Origin of the sequence: Nesterenkonia sp. Act20 (assembly GCF_019173455.1) — a bacterium.
In the GTDB taxonomy this organism is placed as follows: domain Bacteria; phylum Actinomycetota; class Actinomycetes; order Actinomycetales; family Micrococcaceae; genus Nesterenkonia.
This window is the reverse complement of record NZ_JADPQH010000001.1, coordinates 1-18,890: the sequence shown is the minus strand read 5'-3', so window position 1 is coordinate 18,890 and position 18,890 is coordinate 1. Positions and strand designations below refer to the sequence as shown.

General features: G+C 67.0%; 17 protein-coding genes and 1 rRNA gene. 4 read left to right on the top strand and 14 right to left on the bottom strand.

Translation table 11 applies throughout. The features are described from left to right. Positions 1-72: 72 nt before the first annotated feature. The 5 genes from scpB to IY716_RS00070 form a co-directional block, all read right to left on the bottom strand. Positions 73-690 (bottom strand): SMC-Scp complex subunit ScpB, encoded by a 618-nt coding sequence (scpB, locus tag IY716_RS00090; RefSeq protein WP_218219659.1) that lies wholly within the window; start codon positions 688-690, stop codon positions 73-75. Then, positions 683-1,615: a ScpA family protein gene (locus IY716_RS00085; protein WP_369699532.1), complete on the bottom strand. Its 933-nt coding sequence runs from the start codon at positions 1,613-1,615 to the stop codon at positions 683-685. The genes scpB and IY716_RS00085 overlap by 8 nt, the downstream gene beginning before the upstream one ends. Continuing rightward, on the bottom strand, positions 1,615-2,451 hold the full coding sequence (locus IY716_RS00080) for a ParA family protein (RefSeq protein ID WP_255316492.1): 837 nt from the start codon (positions 2,449-2,451) through the stop codon (positions 1,615-1,617). The genes IY716_RS00085 and IY716_RS00080 overlap by 1 nt, the downstream gene beginning before the upstream one ends. Before the next feature lie 206 nt (positions 2,452-2,657). Next, on the bottom strand, positions 2,658-3,371 hold the full coding sequence (locus IY716_RS00075; protein ID WP_218219658.1) for a trimeric intracellular cation channel family protein: 714 nt from the start codon (positions 3,369-3,371) through the stop codon (positions 2,658-2,660). Between the two features lie 94 nt (positions 3,372-3,465). Next, positions 3,466-5,391: an AMP-binding protein gene (locus IY716_RS00070; RefSeq protein WP_218219657.1), complete on the bottom strand. Its 1,926-nt coding sequence runs from the start codon at positions 5,389-5,391 to the stop codon at positions 3,466-3,468. A 172-nt stretch (positions 5,392-5,563) separates the two neighbouring features. Here IY716_RS00070 and IY716_RS00065 point away from each other — a divergent pair, with 172 nt between their 5' ends. The 4 genes from IY716_RS00065 (at position 5,564) to IY716_RS00050 (ending at position 9,965) form a co-directional block, all read left to right on the top strand. Next, entirely contained in the window at positions 5,564-6,238 is a 675-nt protein-coding gene (locus IY716_RS00065; RefSeq protein WP_218219656.1) for a GntR family transcriptional regulator, read from the top strand. A 95-nt stretch (positions 6,239-6,333) separates the two neighbouring features. Next, a complete protein-coding gene (locus tag IY716_RS00060) occupies positions 6,334-7,851 on the top strand; it encodes an MmgE/PrpD family protein (RefSeq protein ID WP_218219655.1) in 1,518 nt (505 codons plus the stop codon). 3 nt (positions 7,852-7,854) lie between these two features. Further along, positions 7,855-8,772: a methylisocitrate lyase gene (gene prpB, locus IY716_RS00055; RefSeq protein WP_218219654.1), complete on the top strand. Its 918-nt coding sequence runs from the start codon at positions 7,855-7,857 to the stop codon at positions 8,770-8,772. Between the two features lie 44 nt (positions 8,773-8,816). Beyond that, positions 8,817-9,965: a bifunctional 2-methylcitrate synthase/citrate synthase gene (locus IY716_RS00050; protein WP_218219653.1), complete on the top strand. Its 1,149-nt coding sequence runs from the start codon at positions 8,817-8,819 to the stop codon at positions 9,963-9,965. 147 nt (positions 9,966-10,112) lie between these two features. Here the strand turns inward: IY716_RS00050 and xerD are convergent, their stop codons facing one another. From xerD to rrf, 9 genes are all read right to left on the bottom strand, one after another. Then, complete coding sequence (gene xerD / locus IY716_RS00045) at positions 10,113-11,162, bottom strand: site-specific tyrosine recombinase XerD (RefSeq protein ID WP_218219652.1); 1,050 nt, start codon at positions 11,160-11,162, stop codon at positions 10,113-10,115. A 4-nt stretch (positions 11,163-11,166) separates the two neighbouring features. Next, entirely contained in the window at positions 11,167-12,870 is a 1,704-nt protein-coding gene (locus tag IY716_RS00040) for a CTP synthase (RefSeq protein WP_218221301.1), read from the bottom strand. 35 nt (positions 12,871-12,905) lie between these two features. Continuing rightward, the gene (gene recN / locus IY716_RS00035; RefSeq protein ID WP_218219651.1) at positions 12,906-14,657 is read right to left on the bottom strand and encodes a DNA repair protein RecN; all 1,752 of its coding nucleotides are present in this window, start codon (positions 14,655-14,657) and stop codon (positions 12,906-12,908) included. Next, positions 14,654-15,622: an NAD kinase gene (locus IY716_RS00030; protein ID WP_218219650.1), complete on the bottom strand. Its 969-nt coding sequence runs from the start codon at positions 15,620-15,622 to the stop codon at positions 14,654-14,656. Before IY716_RS00030 ends, recN begins: the two co-directional genes overlap by 4 nt. Before the next feature lie 11 nt (positions 15,623-15,633). Next, positions 15,634-16,449, bottom strand: a complete 816-nt coding sequence (locus IY716_RS00025) for a TlyA family RNA methyltransferase (protein ID WP_218219649.1) — start codon at positions 16,447-16,449, stop codon at positions 15,634-15,636. Further along, on the bottom strand, positions 16,446-16,652 hold the full coding sequence (locus IY716_RS00020; RefSeq protein WP_218219648.1) for a hypothetical protein: 207 nt from the start codon (positions 16,650-16,652) through the stop codon (positions 16,446-16,448). Before IY716_RS00020 ends, IY716_RS00025 begins: the two co-directional genes overlap by 4 nt. Continuing rightward, complete coding sequence (locus IY716_RS00015) at positions 16,649-17,488, bottom strand: HAD-IIA family hydrolase (protein ID WP_218219647.1); 840 nt, start codon at positions 17,486-17,488, stop codon at positions 16,649-16,651. Before IY716_RS00015 ends, IY716_RS00020 begins: the two co-directional genes overlap by 4 nt. After that, positions 17,485-18,321 carry a hypothetical protein gene (locus IY716_RS00010; RefSeq protein ID WP_255316367.1) on the bottom strand — a complete coding sequence of 279 codons (837 nt, stop codon included), beginning with the start codon at positions 18,319-18,321 and terminating at the stop codon, positions 17,485-17,487. The genes IY716_RS00015 and IY716_RS00010 overlap by 4 nt, the downstream gene beginning before the upstream one ends. A gap of 222 nt (positions 18,322-18,543) precedes the next feature. Next, a 5S ribosomal RNA gene (gene rrf / locus IY716_RS00005) occupies positions 18,544-18,660 on the bottom strand. Positions 18,661-18,890 lie beyond the last annotated feature (230 nt).

The window sequence follows — 18,890 nt, the reverse complement described above, 5'->3', positions numbered from 1 at the left end:
CTCTGAGTCCACTGCTCAGCGCCCCGGTGTGACCACCGATGAGCCCAGCGCTCCGGGAACTGTCGGGAGGGCTCAGCCTTCCCCGTTCAGCTCCCCCGCCGCCTCGATCCCCGGCAGGTGCGGGGAGAGCTGCGGCAGCTCCTGCACGGAGTTGATGCCCAGACGCTCCAGCAGGTCAGCGGTGGTGGTGTAGAGGGTGGCCCCGGTGAGCGGGTCGGTCCCGGCGGTGTCCACGAGTCCGCGGTGAACCAGCGTGCGCACGACCCCGTCCACGTTGACCCCGCGGATCGCCGCGACCTGGGATCGCGCCACGGGCTGCCGGTAGGCGATCACGGCCAGGGTCTCCAGCGCGGCCTGCGAGAGCCGCGTCGTCGCTCCGCCGAGGATGAAGGCGGAGACCTGTTCGGCGTAGTCGGCACGCGAGTAGTAGCGGTATCCCCCGGCGATCTCGCGCAGCTCATAGCCGCGACGGCGCGAGCCCTCGGTGATGCCGTCGATGTCCAGGCGCAGCGCATCCAGCACGGCGATGACCTGGTGCTCGGGAATCTCCAGGGCGACCGCGAGTTCGGCGGCGGGGATGGGATCCTCGGTGATCATCAGCACCGCCTCCGCGGCGGCGAGCAGGTCCTCGCTGATGGTTCCGTCCGGTGAGTCTGCCATTCGGCTCGGTTCAGACGTCTGCTCAGACATCGCTGCGGTGCTCCTTCTCCTCGGACTCCGGGATTGTGGACTCCGGAATTCTGGACTGCGAGGACTGCCTCTCATCCCGCTGCGACTCGTCCCATTCAGCCGCGGCCCGCTGCATGGCCGGGATCTCCCCGGCCGCGGGTCCGGACCAGGTGACGCGCAGCTCCCCCAGCGGGCTGTCCTGCTCGAAGGCCACATCGCGATCCCGGTAGAGCTCCAAGAGCCCGAGAAAGCGGACGACGACGACCAGCCGGCTCTGCGCCCCCGTGATCAGCTCCGTGAAGCTCGCCGTTCCGGTCTCGCGCAACAACTGGGTCATCACCGCGATCTCCTCGGCGATGTCCACGGTCTGCGCGTGGAGGTGGTCGAAACGCACATGGTCGGGCTCCATCGCCGGTCGAGCGAAGGCACGCTCGGCGATGGCCTTGAGATCTTCGGGGGTGGTCTTGAAGACCAGCTCCGGCAGCAGCTGGGCCAGCTCGGGGTGAGCGCCGGGCTGGCGGGGAAAGCGATCCGAGTGCTGCTGGATCTGTTCGGCGATGTGACCGGCGATGTGCTTGAACGCGCGGTACTGGAGCAGTCGGGCGAAGAGCAGATCACGGGCCTCCAGCGCGGCGAAGTCCTCCTCGGACTCGATCTCCCCGCCGGGGAGCAGCTGGGCCGCCTTGAGGTCGAGCAGGGTCGCGGCGATCAGGATGAAGTTCGATGACTCGTCCAGCGCCCGATCATGAGAGAGTCCGCGGACGTAGTCGAGGAACTCGTCGGTGACTGCGGAGAGCGCCACCGCCGTGACATCCATCTCGCGCTTGGCGATGAGTCCCAGCAGCAGATCGAAGGGCCCGTCGAAATTGGCCAGCGACACGGTGAAGGCCCCCTGCGTGGCGCCTGCCTCCAGCGCGGGGGCCTCGACCGAGTCCGTGTCCGCCACTAAGGCGAACCACCTCGGAGGATCAGCTCGCGGGCCAGCTGGCGATACGCCTTGGCCCCCTCGTGCTTATGAGCATAGGCAGTGATCGGCTCGGCCGCCACGGTGGCGTCGGGGAACTTCACCGAGCGCTTGATCACCGTCTCGAAGACCTTCTCGCCGAAGGCCTCGACGATCCTAGCGATGACCTCCCGGGCGTGGAGGGTGCGCAGATCCACCATGGTGACCAGCACGCCGTCGATCTCCAGGTCCGGGTTCAACCGGTCCTGGACCTTCTCGATGGTGTCCACCAGCAGCGCCACCGCGCGCAGCGCGAAGTACTCCGCCTCGAGCGGGATCAGCACACCGTGCGCGGCGGTGAGCGCGTTGACGGTGAGCAGGCCCAGGGAGGGCTGGCAGTCGATGATGATGACGTCGTAGTCGTCACGGACCTGGCGCAGCGCCCGGTCCAGAACCTGTTCGCGGGCCACCTCATTGACGAGCTGGACCTCGGCCGCGGAGAGGTCGATGTTGGCGGGAAGCAGGTCCACATTCTCTACATGGGTGGAGACGATCGCGTCGCGGGTCTTCACCCCGCGCTCCATGAGCACGTTGTAGACCGTGGTCTCCAGCTCATGCGGGCTGGTGCCGAATCCGGCGGAGAGAGCACCCTGAGGGTCGAAGTCCACCATGAGCACGCGGCGGCCATATTCGGCGAGCGCAGCGCCCATGTTGATCGAGGAGGTGGTCTTGCCCACCCCGCCCTTCTGGTTGACCATGGCGATGATGCGCGCGGGGCCATGGCTGTTCAGCGGAGCAGGATCAGCGAATTCGTGCTTGGGCCGACCTGTAGGGCCCATGATCGCATCGCCGTGGATGGTGAAGAGCTCGGTCGGCTGCGCGCTGCTCGACTCGCTCGCTTCCCGGTCAGGCGTTTCGCCCATCCGGGCACCCGGCTCGCTCACGTGATCCCTCGACTTCCTGATGCGGACAACAACTTATCCAGGTTACCCCGACTCGTGTCCGAGGCAAGGTGGTGGAACAAGTAGCGCTGGAAGGTTGAGGCTCAGTCGGATGCGCCCGGAGAATCGTCGCTGCTGTCGGGTCTCGGACCCGGGTTCGGACCGGCGTTCGGACCAGCGTTCGGGCCCGGGTTCACGTCGCGGAAGCGGCGGCCGGCCAGCGGCACCCGCCAGCCAAGCCGCAGTGAGATGATCCGCAGCGAGAACACGACCAGAGCGATGACCGGACCGGCCCAGATAAGCGAGAGTTCCAGGCTCAGCGCGGTCACGGTGAGCGCGGCTCCGAGCATGGCCGGCACGGCATAGACCCCGCGTGGGTTGAAGATCTGCGGGGTCTCATTGGCGACGACGTCGCGCATCGCACCGCCGCCCACTGCGGTGGTGATTCCGAGCAGCACGCAGGCCAGCTCGGTGAGACCGGCCTCCCAGGCGATCACGGTGCCGGTGAGACAGAAGAGTGAGAGCCCCACGGCGTCGAAGACCAGCAGCGTGCGGCGCAGGCGGGTCTCATGCAGCAGCCCGGTCATCACCAGCACCACAGCCACCAGCACAGGTGCGAGGTAGACCGGGTTCTCCAGCGCGAGCGGCGGGCCGTAGCCGATGAGCACATCGCGGACCACTCCCCCGCCGAGCCCTGCCATGGAGGCGAGCAGCACCGAGCCGACCACGTCGAAGCCCTTGCGTGCTGCCAGCAGCGCCCCGGAGACGGCAAAGGCAAACGTGCCGATCAGCTCGACCGCCAGCAGCAGGATGTCCATGCTCTCCCCTCGTTCAACCGGCGCAGGTTCGTTGACCCGGCCGCAGATCCGCGCCGGGGCAGGCTCGCGCAGGCGCTCCTGCGTCCCGGACAGCCTACCGGTGGGGGCGCAGCACCGGGGTCAGGTCCTCGAGGACCGAGGCATCCTCGATCGTGGAAGGCACGCGGGGCGTCTCGCCGTCGGCGATCTGCCGCATCGTCTTGCGCAGGATCTTCCCCGAGCGGGTCTTGGGCAGCGCCGAGACCACGGAGACGCTCCTGAAGTCCGCGACCGGTCCGATCATCCGGCGCACCAGGTCGGTGAGCTCGGCGGTCAGCGTCTCCGGATCGTCCTCACGGCCGGTCTTGAGCACTACGAATCCGGTGGCCCGCTGACCCTTGAGCTCGTCGGCCAGACCGATGACGGCGCATTCAGCCACGGCCGGGTGGGAGGCAAGGACCGCTTCGATCCCACCGGCGGAGAGCCTGTGCCCGGAGACGTTGATGACGTCATCGGTGCGGCCCATGACGAAGAGATAGCCGTCCTCATCGAGATAACCAGAGTCTCCGGTGGCGTAGAAGCCGGGGAACGCGCTCAGGTAGGAATCGACATAGCGCTGGTCATCACCCCAGAGTGTGGGCAGCGTGCCGGGCGGCATCGGCAGACGCAGCGCGATGTTGCCCTCCTCACCTGCGGGCAGCTCTTCGCCGGCGGCATCGAGGATGGACACGTCATAGCCGGCCATGGGCAGTGTGGCGGAACCCTCCTTGACCGGCAGCGCATCGAATCCGACGGGGTTCGCGGCGATAGGCCATCCGGTCTCGGTCTGCCACCAATTGTCGATCACCGGGACATCCAACGCTTCTCCGATCCAGCGCTGGGTGGCGGGGTCCAGCCGCTCGCCCGCCACGAAGAGGTGTTCCAGCGAGGAGATGTCGTAGTCGGCCACCAGCGCCGCCTCCGGGTCGGTCTTGCGGATGGCGCGCAGGGCGGTGGGCGCGGTGAACAGCGCGCTGATCCGATGCTCCTGGATCATCCGCCAGAAGGATCCCGCATCCGGGGTGCCGACGGGCTTGCCCTCATAGAGCACCGTCGTGGCGCCCACCAGCAGCGGCGCGTAGACGATATAGGAGTGACCGACCACCCATCCCACGTCGGAAGCGGTGAGGATCCGCTGTCCGGGTCCCACAGCGAAGATCGCCTGCATCGACCAGCTCAGCGCCACGGCGGTTCCGCCCTGGTCACGGACCACTCCCTTGGGTCGGCCGGTGGTGCCGGAGGTGTAGAGGATGTAGAGCGGATCGGTGGCGGCGACGGTCACCGGGGCCGCGGGCTCTGCCTGGGCGCTGAGCTGCTCCCAGTCGTGCCACTGCGCGTGCGTGTCCGCTGCATTCTCCTCCGCACCGCGGGTGTCCTGCACCGAGTGCGCGAAGCCCTCACGGTGCTGCACCACCACGTGGCGAACCTCATGGTTGGACAGACGCAGCGCCTCGGCCACTGTGGGCAGGTACTCCACGCGCCGGCTGGGCTCGATGCCTCCGGAGGCGGTGAGCACGACGTCGGGGGCCGCGTCCTCGATGCGAGAGGCGAGTTCTCGTGCTGCGAAGCCGCCGAAGACCACCGAGTGCACGGCTCCGAGTCGCGCGCAGGCCAGCATGGCGATCGGTGCCTGCGGAATCATCGGCAGGTAGATGATCACCCGATCTCCAGCGCCGACGCCGAGGTCGCGCAGCATGCCAGCACAGCGCGCCACCTCTTCGGTGAGCTGGGCATAGGTGTAGCTGCGCGAGTCTGCCGTGAGAGCCGAGTCATAGATCAGCGCGATCTCCTCGCCACGTCCGGCCTCGAGGTGTCGGTCCAGGCAGTTGTAGCTCAGATTGAGCTCGGCCTCTGGAAACCAGCGGTAGACCGGGGCCGCAGCGTCGTCGAGGGCTTGGCGCGGTGCCGTGACCCAGTCCACTGCGCCGGCGGCCTCGAGCCAGAACTCCTCGGGGTTCCGCAGCGAACGGGCGTGCAGCTGCCGGTAGGTCTGGCCAGTCATGGGCGGGCTCCTGCTCATCGAGGGTCATCACGGGGCATCGCCTTCAAGAGTATGAGCTGAGTCACACCAAGTAAAGAGATGTGTATACACGAATTGCCTAGAGGGCGGGTCTTTTCGTCCTTACTTGCTTATTTCACCCCGAATTCACGTCGACTTGTATACACTGGAAGCTATGCGAGCCAGTGACCGTGCCTATGCGAGGCTCCGACAGGAGATCCTCGACGGCGACCTCGAACCGGGCAGCCTGCTCGGTGAAGTCGACCAGGCGGAACGGCTCGCCATCTCGCGCACACCTCTCCGCGAAGCCCTGTCCCGGCTGATCGCCGACGGCCTCGCGGTGCAGGCCACTGGACGCGGCACCGTGGTCAGCTCCATCGAAACCGAAGATGTGGACCTGCTCTTCGAGCTGCGCCTGCCACTGGAGGTCCAGTCCGCACGGCTGGCAGCTGAACGTGGAGACCCGCTGGTGTTCACCGCGCTGGCTGAACGCTTCACTGCCGCCGAGTCGACGCTGGGTGCCCAGGTGCGCACGGCCGGGGTCGCAGACGACTCCGCCTATTACGATCTGGCCGCCGAGCTCGATGAGGCGCTCTCCGCCGCGGCGGCGAACCCCTACCTGAGTCACGCGCTGCGCAGCATGCGCGCGCATCTGGTGCGCGCCCGCCGACTCGCCCAGCATGAGCCGGCCCGACTGACCGCCTCCGCCAGGGAACACCGTGAGGTCTGCCTGGCCGTCGCCTCCGGGGACGCGGAGACCGCCGGCGCCGCGATGCTCATCCACCTGCGGCGCAGTCACGCCTACATCAGCGCCCAGCACGCGCCGAACACGTCTCCCCCGCCCGGCTGACCGACCACCAGCTGACCCGTCATCTTCCGGATCAGCGGCTCACCCACACATCCGCTACCTGCTCCACCCCATCCCCTCCGAGAGGAACCCCGCGAATGCTCAACCATCACGTCCGGGTCTACCGCAGCGAAGAGAACCTTCCGCGCGAGGACCAGCTGGCCTATAAGATCGCCCGCGTGGCCACCGATTCCGTCGCAGTGGACCCCGAGGTCACGGAGATGGTCATCAACCGGATCATCGACAACGCAGCCGTCGCAGTGGCCTCCTTGAACCGGGCGCCGATCATCGCCGCACGGTCGCAGGCTCTGGATCATTCGATCTCGGCACACGGTTCCGGAGCCTCGATCTTCGGGATCTCCACCAAGTCCAGCCCCGAGTGGGCGGCCTGGGCCAACGGCGTCGCGGTCCGAGAACTGGACTATCACGACACCTTCCTCGCCGCAGAGTACTCCCACCCCGGGGACAACATTCCGGCCATCCTCGCCGTCGCCCAGCACACGGGGCGCTCCGGCGTCGAGCTCATCCGCGGCATCGCCACCGGCTACGAGATCCAGGTGGACCTGGTCAAGGCCATCTCGCTGCACAAGCACAAGATCGACCACGTGGCCCACCTGGGCCCTTCCGCGGCGGCAGGCATCGGCACGATGCTGAACCTGGACGCGGAGACCATCTTCCAGGCGGTCGGACAGGCGCTGCACACCACGACGGCGACCCGGCAGTCCCGCAAGGGTGAGATCTCCACCTGGAAGGCCCATGCCCCGGCATTCGCCGCAAAGATGGCCGTCGAGGCCGTGGACCGTGCGATGCGCGGGCAGACCTCCCCGGTGCCGATCTATGAGGGTGAGGACGGGGTCATCGCGTGGCTGCTCGACGGGCCTGAGGCCTCCTACGAGGTTCCCCTGCCGGCTCCGGGCGAGGCCAAGCGCGCGATCTTGGACACCTATACCAAGGAGCATTCCGCGGAGTACCAGGCCCAGGCGTGGATCGACCTGGCGCGCAGGCTCCACCATGCCCATCCCGAGCTCGCTGATCCGAACCGGGTGAAGTCTGTGGTGATCTACACCAGCCATCACACCCACTATGTGATCGGTTCCGGCGCGAACGATCCGCAGAAGTACGCGCCCACCGCCTCCCGCGAGACGCTGGATCACTCCATCCCGTACATCTTCACCGTGGCGCTGCAGGACGGCGCCTGGCATCATGTGGATTCCTACGCCCCGGAACGTGCTCAGCGTCCGGACACCGTGGATCTGTGGCAGAAGGTCACCACCAGGGAGGACCCGGAGTGGACGCGTCGCTACCACTCCACCGATATCGCCGAAAAGGCCTTCGGCGGGTCGGTGGAGATCACCATGCATGACGGTCAGCTGATCAGCGATGAGATCGCCGTCGCCGATGCCCATCCGCTGGGAGCTCGCCCGTTCGCCCGCGAGCAGTACATCGCCAAATTCCGCACGCTGGCCGAAGGGGTGATCTCCGAGGAGGAGGCCGAGCGTTTCCTGACCACCGTGCAGCGACTGGAATCACTGCCCGCCGGGGAACTCGACCAGCTCAACATCCGCGCAGCAGCCGGAGTCATCGACCCGGCCGCCGCACCGAAGGGACTGTTCTAGATCATGCTCTACTCCTCCACCACGCCGGCCCAGAAGCGCGTGGACCTGCGCGCCATGCTCACGCCCGGGGCAGCGCGCCAGTTCCCCGGGACCTTCACGCCCCTCTCCGCCCCGCTGATCGAGCAGAAGGGCTTCGACGGGATCTACATCTCCGGGGCCGTGCTCGCCAACGAGCTCGGCCTGCCCGATGTCGGACTGACCACGCTGACCGAGGTCGCCCAGCGCGCCGGGCAGATCGCCCGGGCCACGAACCTCCCGGCGCTGGTCGATGCCGACACCGGCTTCGGCGAACCGATGAATGTGGCTCGCTCGGTCCAGGAGCTCGAGGACGCCGGGCTTGCCGGCTGCCATATCGAGGACCAGTTCAACCCGAAGCGCTGCGGCCATCTGGACGGAAAGAACCTGGTCGATCTGCAGACAGCCACCCAGCGGGTCGCCGCGGCGGCCCGCGGGCGCCGGGATGAGAACTTCCTGATCATGGCCCGGACCGACCTGCGCGCCGTCGAAGGTCTCGACGCCGCGATCGAGCGCGCCAAGGCGCTGGTCGACGCCGGTGCCGACGCGATCTTCCCGGAGGCGATGAAGGACCTCAGCGAGTTCGCCGCCGTCTGTGACGCAGTGGACGTGCCCGTTCTGGCGAATATGACCGAGTTCGGGAAGTCCCCGCTGTTCACGCGGGACCAGCTGGCCGACGCCGGAGTGGCCATGGTCATCTACCCGGTCACCTCGCTGCGCTCTGCGATGGGCGCGATCGAACGCACCCTGGACACGCTGGCCGCCGAAGGTTCCCAGCAGAGCGCCGTGGATCAGATGATGACCCGGGCACGGCTCTACGAACTCGTGGATTATGAGGGGTACAACGCCTTCGACACCGGCATCTTCAATTTCGACGTCCCAGACGTGCACGACAGCTCGTCCTGAACCCGAGCCAGCCCCAGACGCTCAACGACCCAAGGAGGTCACTTATGACCGAGCAGACCAGCCCCGACACGATCTACAAGGGGCTCGACGGTGTGGTCGCTGACTACACCGCCATCTCCAAGGTGAACCCGGAGTCCAACTCGCTGCTCTATCGCGGGTACCCGGTCCAGCAGCTGGCCGCCCAGCTCTCCTTCGAAGAGGTGGCGCTGCTGCTGTGGACCGGTGAGCTTCCCTCGCAGGCCGAAAAGGAGGAGTTCATCGCGCTCGAGCGCGCCCACCGCGCCCTGGACTCCCGAGTGAAGTCGGCGATCGATCTGCTGCCGCTGGACGCCCACCCGATGGATGTGGCGCGCACCGCCGTCTCCGTGCTCGGCGCGAACCACCCGCAGTCCGGGGACTCCTCGCCCGAGGTCGAGCTGCGCAAGGCGCAGGAGCTCTTCGCCGCGTTCCCCGCCGTCGTCGCTTATGACCAGCGCCGGCGTCGGAAGCAGGAGCTCGTGGAGCCGCGCGAGGACCTGGACTACTCGCAGAACTTCCTCTGGATGACCTTCGGCGAGGAGGCCCCGGAAGAGGTCGTCGATGCCTTCCGCGTCTCGATGGTGCTCTACGCGGAGCATTCCTTCAACGCCTCCACCTTCACGGCGCGCGTGGTGACCTCCACCCTGGCGGACCTGCACTCGGGTGTGACCGCGGCGATCGGCGCACTGAAGGGACCGCTGCACGGCGGCGCCAACGAGGCCGTGATGCACACCTTCGAGGAGATCGGGATCGACAAGGACGAGACCCGCGAGGAGGCCGCCGCCCGCGCAAAGGCGTGGATGGAAGAGGCCCTGGCCGAGAAGCGCAAGGTGATGGGCTTCGGGCACCGGGTCTACAAATCCGGAGACTCCCGCGTCCCGACCATGAAGCAGGCGCTGGACGCCATGGTCAAGTACTACGGCCGCGACGAGCTCATGGGCCTCTACGACGGGCTGGAGGCCGCCATGGCCGAGGCGAAGAACATCCTGCCGAACCTCGACTACCCGGCCGGACCGACGTATCACCTGATGGGATTCGATACGGAGATGTTCACTCCGCTGTTCATCGCCGCGCGGATCACCGGTTGGACCGCGCACATCCAGGAGCAGCGCGCCGACAACTCGCTGATCCGTCCGCTGAGCGCCTATAACGGTCCAGACGAGCGCCATCTCTGAGGCGATCCCCTCACCCGGGTGCCACTCACCCATCCATTGGGCAGAAACTGTCGGTATGACGCATGAACGCGGCGATATTCCGACAGTTTCTGCCCAACAGATAGCAGTTGGTGAGGCGGGACGGGCCGCCGCAGGAGTTTCGCAGGCTCAGTGGGCGCGGGGGTGCGCGGTGGCGTAGCTCTCCTGCAGCGCCTCCGCGGTGACCTTGGTGTAGATCTGCGTGGTGGTCACGGAGGCGTGGCCGAGCATCTCCTGCACCAGCCGGATGCCTGCGCCGCCTTCGAGCAGGTGGGTGGCGCAGGAGTGGCGCAGCGTGTGCGGGGAGACCTCCTGGGCGATCTCCGCGGTCGCAGCATGGGTCTGCAGCACCGTCCACGCTGATTGCCGGGAGAGCCGTCCGCCGAGCCGGTTCAAGAACAGAGCCGGCGACGGCGCGCGGCGCCCGATCCGCGCGGCCAAGGCTGGCCTGCCGGCGGTCAGATAATCGTTGATGGCCCGCTGGGCGTAGCGGCCCACGGGGACCATGCGCTGCTTGTTGCCCTTGCCGGTCACCCGGACGATGACGAGACCGTCGGACCCCGCGGCATCCTCCGCTCCCGCTCCAGCCTCGGCGCGGATCTCGTGGATATCATCCACATCCAAGCTCACCGCCTCGCTGATCCGGGCGCCGGTGGCGTAGAGGAACTCCAGCAGCGCCCGGTCACGCAGGCCCAGCTCGGTGTCTCGGCTGGGGGCGTCCAGAAGCCGCTGCACCTCGTCGACGCTGAGCGCCTTCGGCAGAGACTGGCGGGGTTTGGGCGCGGCGACGTGCTTGGCGGGATCATGGGTCGTGCGGCCCTCGCCGGCCCAGTACCGGTGCGCGCCCCGCACGGAGGCCAACACGCGAGCCATGGACCGTTGGGACAGGGTCGAGCCGCCGTCGTCGCCGGTGGGCAGCTGCTGCAGGAAGTCGGCGACCAAGGATTCGTCGACACCGCGCAGATCGCTGATGTCTCGCTCGAGCAGGAAGGCGCCGTAGCGCAGAAGATCGTTGCGGTAGGAGCTCAGCGTGTTCGTCGCGGAGCCGCGTTCGATGCGCAGGTGGGTGAGGTAGTCCTCGATCTCCGCCCCCACAGGCGAGGACGGCACCTCCAGACGTCGCTGGAGGTGCCGTTCCCGTGCATGCTCAGGACCGGCGGACCCGCCCTGTGGTGTCATGTGCTCAGCCGCGTCCGCCCTGGGCGAGCTGACGGTCCAGACCGGCGCGGATCAGTCCCGCGAACAGCGGGTGCGCGTTGGTAGGACGTGACTTCAGCTCCGGGTGCGCCTGGGTGGAGACGTAGTACGGGTGGGTCTCCTTGGGAAGCTCCACGAACTCCACCAGGGTGCCGTCCGGGGAGGTGCCGGAGAAGACCAGTCCCGCCTCGGCGAGCTGATCCCGGTAGGTGTTGTTGACCTCGTAGCGGTGCCGGTGGCGTTCGGAGATCAGCGTGCTGCCGTAGGTCTCGGCGACCACGGAGCCCTCGAGCAGCTTTGCGTCGTAGGCGCCGAGGCGCATGGTGCCGCCCAGGTCGCCGGCGCCCTCGACGATGGCTTCCTGTTCCGCCATCGTCGCGATCACCGGGTAGGGCGTCTGCGGATCGAACTCGGTGGAGCTCGCCTCGGTCAGGCCCAGCACGTTGCGGGCGTACTCCATGACCATGGTCTGCAGTCCGAGGCACAGGCCCAGTGCGGGAATGCCGTTCACCCGCGCGTGGCGTAGCGCCCCGATCTTGCCGTCGAGGCCGCGCACACCGAAGCCGCCGGGCACACAGATCGCGTCCACGCCGTCGAGCGCCTTGGCGGCACCTTCCTCGGAGGCGCACAGGTCGGAAGCGACCCAGCGAATCTTGGTCCGAGTGCTGTGCGCGAAGCCGCCAGCGCGCAGCGCCTCGGTGACCGAGAGGTACGCATCGGGCAGGTCGATGTACTTTCCGACCAGCGCAACCTCGACCTCGTGGTCGGGGTTGTGCACGGCGTTGACGAGCTTGGACCACTTGGACCAGTCCACGTCCTTGAACTTCAGATCCAGCGCCTGGACCACATAGGCGTCGATCGCCTGCCGGTGCAGGATCCGCGGGATGTCGTAGATGCTGGGGGCGTCGGCGCAGTTGATGACCGCGTCCTCGACCACATCGCACATCCGGGAGATCTTGCCGCGGATCTCCGAGGGCAGCTCGCGGTCGCTGCGCAGTACGATCCCGTCGGGCTGGATGCCGATGGACCGCAGGGCGGCCACCGAGTGCTGCGTGGGTTTGGTCTTCAGCTCCTGGCTGGGCCCGATGTAGGGCACCAGGGAGACGTGGAGGAAGAACACGTTCTGCCGGCCGATGTCTTGGCGGACCTGGCGGGCCGCTTCGAGGAACGGCTGGGACTCGATATCGCCGACCGTGCCGCCGATCTCGGTGATGATCACATCCGGGGCGTCCTTGCCCTCAGCGGGAAGCCGCATCCGGCGCTTGATCTCGTTGGTGATGTGCGGAATCACCTGAACCGTGTCGCCGAGGTAATCGCCGCGGCGCTCCTTCTCGATCACGGTGGAATAGATCTGCCCAGTGGTCACATTGTTGAGCCCGTCGAGATTCTCATCGAGGAAGCGCTCGTAATGTCCGATGTCCAGGTCCGTCTCGGCGCCGTCTTCGGTGACGAAGACCTCGCCGTGCTGGAAGGGGTTCATCGTGCCGGGATCCACATTGAGATAGGGATCCAGCTTCTGCATGACCACTGAGAGGCCACGGGCCCGGAGCAGATGCCCCAGTGAGGAGGCGGTCAGACCCTTGCCGAGGGAGGAGACCACACCTCCCGTGACAAAGATCTGTCGACTAGTAGGGAGGCTGTTCTGATTCCTGGAACTATTTCTCTGCACCACGGAGTTCGATCCTAACAGTGAACGGAAGGTGGATATAGCCCCACGCGCGTGAGCTACAGCGCAGCGGCCGTGCTGATAAGTTCTCGGGCATGGGCGCGGGCGGATTCGGAGTCTTCCTGGCCGGCGAGCATCCGGGCCAGTTCGCTGACTCGCTGCTCCTCAGTCAGGGCGGTGACGTCCGAGGCGGTGAAACCTCCGGAGACGGAGTCGTCCTGCACGGAGGACTTGAACACGCGGATATGGTTCTGCGCGTAGGCGGCGACCTGCGGCAGGTGGGTGACCACGATGACCTGCCGGTGCTTGGCGAGCATGGCCAATCGGCGGCCGATCTGCACTGCTGCCTTGCCGCCGACTCCGGCGTCGACCTCATCGAAGATGAACGTCTCGGTCTCGGATCCCTCGGCGAGCACGACCTCCAGCGCGAGCATCACGCGGGAGAGTTCGCCACCGGAGGCTCCTTTGCCCAGGGGCAGCGGATCGGCGCCTGGGTGCGGGGCCAGCAGCATCGCCACAGTGTCGGCCCCATCAGGGCCGAGCTCAGCAGTCTCCGCGACGTCGATGACCATCCGAGCCTGGGGCATGGCCAGCGCTGCGAGCTCCTCGCCGACAGCAGCGCCGAGCTGCTCACCAGCCTCCCGACGACGACGGCGCAGCTCCTCGGCCTGGGCCCACAGCCCCGCCTGGAGCTCGTCGATCTCAGCGGTGAGCTCCTCGATCCGGTCGGCGTCGGACTGGAGGTTGTGCAGCCTGGCGCGGGCGTCCGCAGCCCAGGCCAGGACGGCGTCGATGTCGGGGCCATAGAGCCGGATGAGCCGTTCGAGGTCAGCGCGGCGCTGGTGGACCTCGGCGAGGCGTTCGGGTCCGGACTCATCGAGGTTCGCCGCGTAGATGCCCAGCTCCGAGGCGGCATCGTTGAGCAGGCTGGAGACCGAGGAGATCTGCTCGGCGATCTGTCCCAGCTCCTGGTCCTGGTCTTGCACGGCCGCAAGGGCGGTGGCGGCGGACTCCACCAGGGCAACGGCGTGGGGTACGTCGTCGAGTGCTTCGGCGGCGTCGGGGCCGGAGAGGGAGTGCTGCGCGGAGCGTGCGGCCTCCCGCAGAGATTCGACGTTCTCGAGCTTCAGTGACTCGGTCTTGAGCTCCTGGTCCTCACCGGGAAGCGGCTCCACCGCGTCGATCTGCTCGAGGGACTGCTGGAGCTGTTCGGCCTCTCGGCGTCGCTCTCGTTCGTTGCTGGTGATCTCGTCGAGCTCGGCGACCTTGCGCTGGTAGCCGGTGAACTGTTCCCGGTAGGCGTCAAGGGCTTGGGCGAAATCCGCTCCGGCGTGGCGATCCAGGGCACGTCGCTGGGCGCTGGCGGAGCGAAGCCGAAGCTGGTCGCTCTGTCCGTGGACCGTGACCAGGGAGCTGCCGATCTCGCCCAGCAGCGCGATGGGCACGTTGCGACCGCTGACGTTGGCCCGGCTGCGGCCCTTGCCGCTGAGCGTCCTGCCGAGGAGGATCTCCACCTCGTTGGACGTCTGATCCTCGCTGGTCGGCTCTTCAACCCAGGCGCCCGCCTCCTGGGCGAGGCTGACGCAGCGGTGGGTGCTGGGCACGGTGATACCGGCATCCACGGTGGCCTGTGGCGCGCCGGTGCGGATGGCGCTGGCTTCGGCGCGGGCACCGAGCAGCAGCCCCAGCGCGGTGACCACCATGGTCTTGCCCGCACCGGTCTCACCGGTGACCACATTGAGTCCGGCGTTGAGTGGAAGCTCGGCATGTTCGATCACACCGAGATCGCTGATGGTGACGTAATCGATCACCGTTCGGCAGCCTCCTCGCGGTGGAATGAGTCAAGGGTCTCGACCTGGTTGTCCGGGTCGATGGGTCCGCGCCACCCGGTGGTGGGCAGGTTGAACTTGTCCACCAGGCGCTCGGAGAACGGGGTCTGGTGGACTCGCGCGAGCAGGACGGGTTCCGCGGAGCGGGTGACCTCCACGCGGGAGCCTGGCGGGAGCTCCATGAAGCGGCGTCCGTCGCACCACAGGACGCCCTGCTCGTCTTCACGCTGGAGCACCTCGACCGCCATGATCGAGTCGGGGTCGGCCACCAGGGGGCGGGAGAAGAGCGCGTGGGCAGAGATGGGCACCATGACCAGAGCCTGCACCTCGGGCCAGACCACGGGTCCCCCGGCGGAGAAAGCGTAGGCGGTGGAGCCGGTGGGGGTGGCCATGACGACGCCGTCGCAGCCAAACGCCGAGACGGGCCTGCCGTCGATCTCGATGACGAGGTCGATCATGCGTTCCCGGGACTGCTTCTCGATGCTGGCCTCGTTCAGCGCCCAGCTGCTGCCGACGTGCCGTCCCGCATGCCAGACCTGCACGTCAAGGGCCATGCGGCGCTCCACGGTGTAGTTCTGGTCCACGACCCACTGCACGGAGGCGTCGAGTTCGGTGCGTTCGGATTCCGCGAGGAACCCGACATGGCCGAGGTTGACGCCCATCAGCGGCAGACTCGCCTGGCGGACCAGGTCGGCGGCGCGCAGGATGGATCCGTCACCGCCGAGCACCATGCCGACCTCGCAGTCGGCGAGGGCGACATCGCGTTCCGCCACCGCGATGGGCAGCCCGCTCAGGCGCTCCCCCATCACATGGTTCAGCGCGGTCAGGTCGCGTTCCAGCATCACGGGGCGCAGACCGGCCCGGTGGAGACGCTCGGCAACGGAGACAGCGGCTTCCACGGCGTCACGCCTGCCGGTATGGGCAAGCACCAGGATCTCTCTGGTCATGGAGGCCTCCTTCAGCCGAACTCGACCTGGCCCAGCCTATCGTTGATCCGCTCGGCTGCCTCAGCAGGTGTGCGTGGTGCGGTCTCCTCGCGGCGCAGGTGCAGGAAGAATTCAACATTGCCGTCCTGGCCCTCCAGCGCAGAGCGGTGGACGTCGAGCAGACTCAGCCTCTGGTCCGCGGCGGCTTCGATGACGCCCTCCACGGCTTCTCGGCGCAGACCGGGGCTGCTGACCACACCGGTGCGCCCGAGGCGGTCGCGGCCGATCTCGAACTGAGGTTTGACCATGAGCAGCAGGTCTCCACCGGGGAGCACCTGTGTTGCCAGGGCGGGCAGCACCAGTCGCAGCGAGATGAAGGACAGATCGGCCACGATGAGGTCAAACGGCTCACCCAGGTCTCCGGGCTTCACGTGGCGCAGGTTGAGCCCCTCGTGGTTCTCCACCCGTGGGTCTGCGGAGATCTGAGGGTGCATCTGCCCGTGACCGACGTCCACGGCGACCACATGGCGGGCTCCGGCGGCGAGCAGCACCTGAGTGAAGCCTCCGGTGGAGGCCCCCGCGTCCAGGCACCGACGCTCGGTGACGGTGATCTGTGGGGAGGCGGCCAGCGCTCCGCTGAGCTTGTGGGCGGCGCGGCTGACCCAGGTGTCCTGGGTGTGGACCTGGAGTCGCTGAGTGTGACCCACCATGGCGGACGCCTTCTGGGCGGGAACACCGTCGACGCTGACCTGCCGCTGCTCGATCAATTGTCCTGCTCGGGTGCGGCTGGGGGCAAGCCCACGGGCGACCAACATCTTGTCCAGACGCATCTTGCCACTGGAGCTCATGAACGGTCGTCGCTGGTCTGATTCAGCCGCTGGCTCAGCTTCTGGACAAGCGCATCGGCCCGATGAACTTCGGTCTCGAGCTCGTCGAGGCTCAGCTCACCGGCGGACTCTGGGTGCTGCTCGGGGGTGGACTCTGCGGATGGTTCGGCGTCGGTGGCTTCCGGCTGTTCGGGAGTGGCCTCCGCCGATTCTTCGGTGCTCACGCGACAGTTTCCCGCGGAGCCCTCTGCTGCAGGGGGCGATGGGCGCCATCGAAGAGCTGACCAAGGTGTTCCAGGATCCACCTGGGCCGGGAGTCGGGGTCCGCGGTCTGCGCGCCGGCCTCGGAGTCGATGCCCGTGAGCACCAGTGCGGTGTCGAAACCTGCTCGGTTGCCCCCGAGAACGTCGGTGTCGAGTCGGTCCCCGATGACCAGGGGTGTGTCCATCTGCAGGGAATGGGCGGCCTGGGTGAACATTACCGGTTCAGGCTTGCCGGCGGCCCGTGGCTGCGTCCCGGTGGCGCGGCCCACGGCTTCGATCAACGCACCGTTGCCCGGTGCGATTCCGCGTTCCCGGGGGATGCTGAGGTCGAGGTTGGTGGCGAACCACTGGGCACCGGCGTTGATGGCATATGAGGCCTCGGCGAGGTCCGACCACCCCAGGGAAGGATCGAACCCCTGGATCACGGCCGCGGGGTCCTCCTCCGCGGTGCTGACCAGCCTGTACCCGGCGTCCTTGACCAGGGTTCGCAGGTAGTCGCTGCCGGTGACCAGAACCTTCGAGCCGGCCTCCACCGACTCTTTCAGGAGTGTGATTCCTGCAGGAGCGGAGCCGAAGACTTCCTCTGCGAGTGCGGGAATGTCGAGTGACTGCAGATGCTCCGCCACCTGTTCAGCGGAGCGGGAGGCATTATTGGTCACATAGGCCCGGGGCACATCGAGTTCGACGAGCTCTCGGACCGCATCAGCGGCACCGGCGATGGCAGTAGGACCCGCGTAGAGGACGCCATCGAGGTCGAAGAGCACACCATCATAGGAGTGGACAAGTCCCGAGCTCACGCACGTCCTCCGTGGCGGCGGTCCTGACCGCGATCACCCGAGCGGCCCAGAACATCCTTGACCTTGGGCAGATCTGCGGGCTCATCGTCGAAATCGAGGATCTCTGGGTCTTCGAAGGCCCCAGATCCAAGGGCACGTTCGGCGGCAAAGGCCTGTTCGTACCAGCGCTGAGCTTCATCTTCGCGCCCAGCGGCTTCCAGGGCTACGGCGTAGGCGGTGAAGAGCCGCGGCGAGAAGCTGAAGGCACGATTGATGTCGAGTTCGGGGATCTCGAGGGCAGTGACAGCCGAACCATAGTCGCCGAGGTCGGTGAACGCTCCGGAGACGACCATCGCCATCTCAGCCCGCACCGGGCCTTTGAGGTCTGCCGCCTCCGGGGACTCCGCGAGCTCGATCGCCTTCTGGGGGCGTTCAAGACCACGTTCGCAGTCGGCCTGGACTGGAAGGTGCGTCTGGTCTCCGCTGATCCGACGGTAGGTGCGCAGCTCACGCAACGCCTCCGCATAATCCCCGGCGGCATAGGCAGTCAGGCCCACGGCTTCACGGACGACGCCGAGGCGGCCACCTCGACGTGACGCGGCGAGAGCATGTTCGAATGCAAGCTCTGGGTCGATGTCCACGAGGCGTCCGGCCATCACGAGGTGGCGGGCCACCCAAGGACGATTGGTGTCGTTGAGCGTACGCAGCTGCAGCAGCGCAGCCCGGTCCAGCTCCTTGCCGGTCACATCTTCGTCGATCTCAGGAGAACGAGTGCGGTCCTCACTGTTGGACCGTCGCAGGTCGCGCGGATTGCGCGGCGCCCTGGGGCGATCACCGTAGGACTCGTCGTACATGGGTGCAGGTTCTCCTTGAATCACGTGCGCTGGGCCCTCTCAGGATACCGCTTCAGGAATGAAGCTGCCCGGTACCGCGGTGAGGACTGCAAGGGGCCGAAGCGGCACCACATGACACCTCTGCGGATGGTGTGGACGCCAGCAGAACTACCGATATTTTTGTCTGGGTATAGGTGAAGCCCGGTCCCACGAACGGGGACCGGGCTTCAACCCTTAAATTGTGTCCGGCGGCGACCTACTCTCCCACACACTCCAGTGTGCAGTACCATCGGCGCAGTGGGCCTTAGCTTCCGGGTTCGGGATGGGACCGGGCGTTTCCCCCACGCTATGACCGCCGTAACTCTAGAACAACACCCTTCCCACACCACCACACACACCAAAACAACAGGTGACCCATGGCGGGGTACTACGGTGTCGTAAACCTAAACTCACAACAACACTCTTCACTTATACACACCCCACACCATCACACCAATACAAGTGCACAAGTAGGGGCGTGTTCTTACCTGACCCACACCACCCACACCCCCAAAAAAGGGGCGCACGAGTGTTGCGGGGTTGTTGGCAGA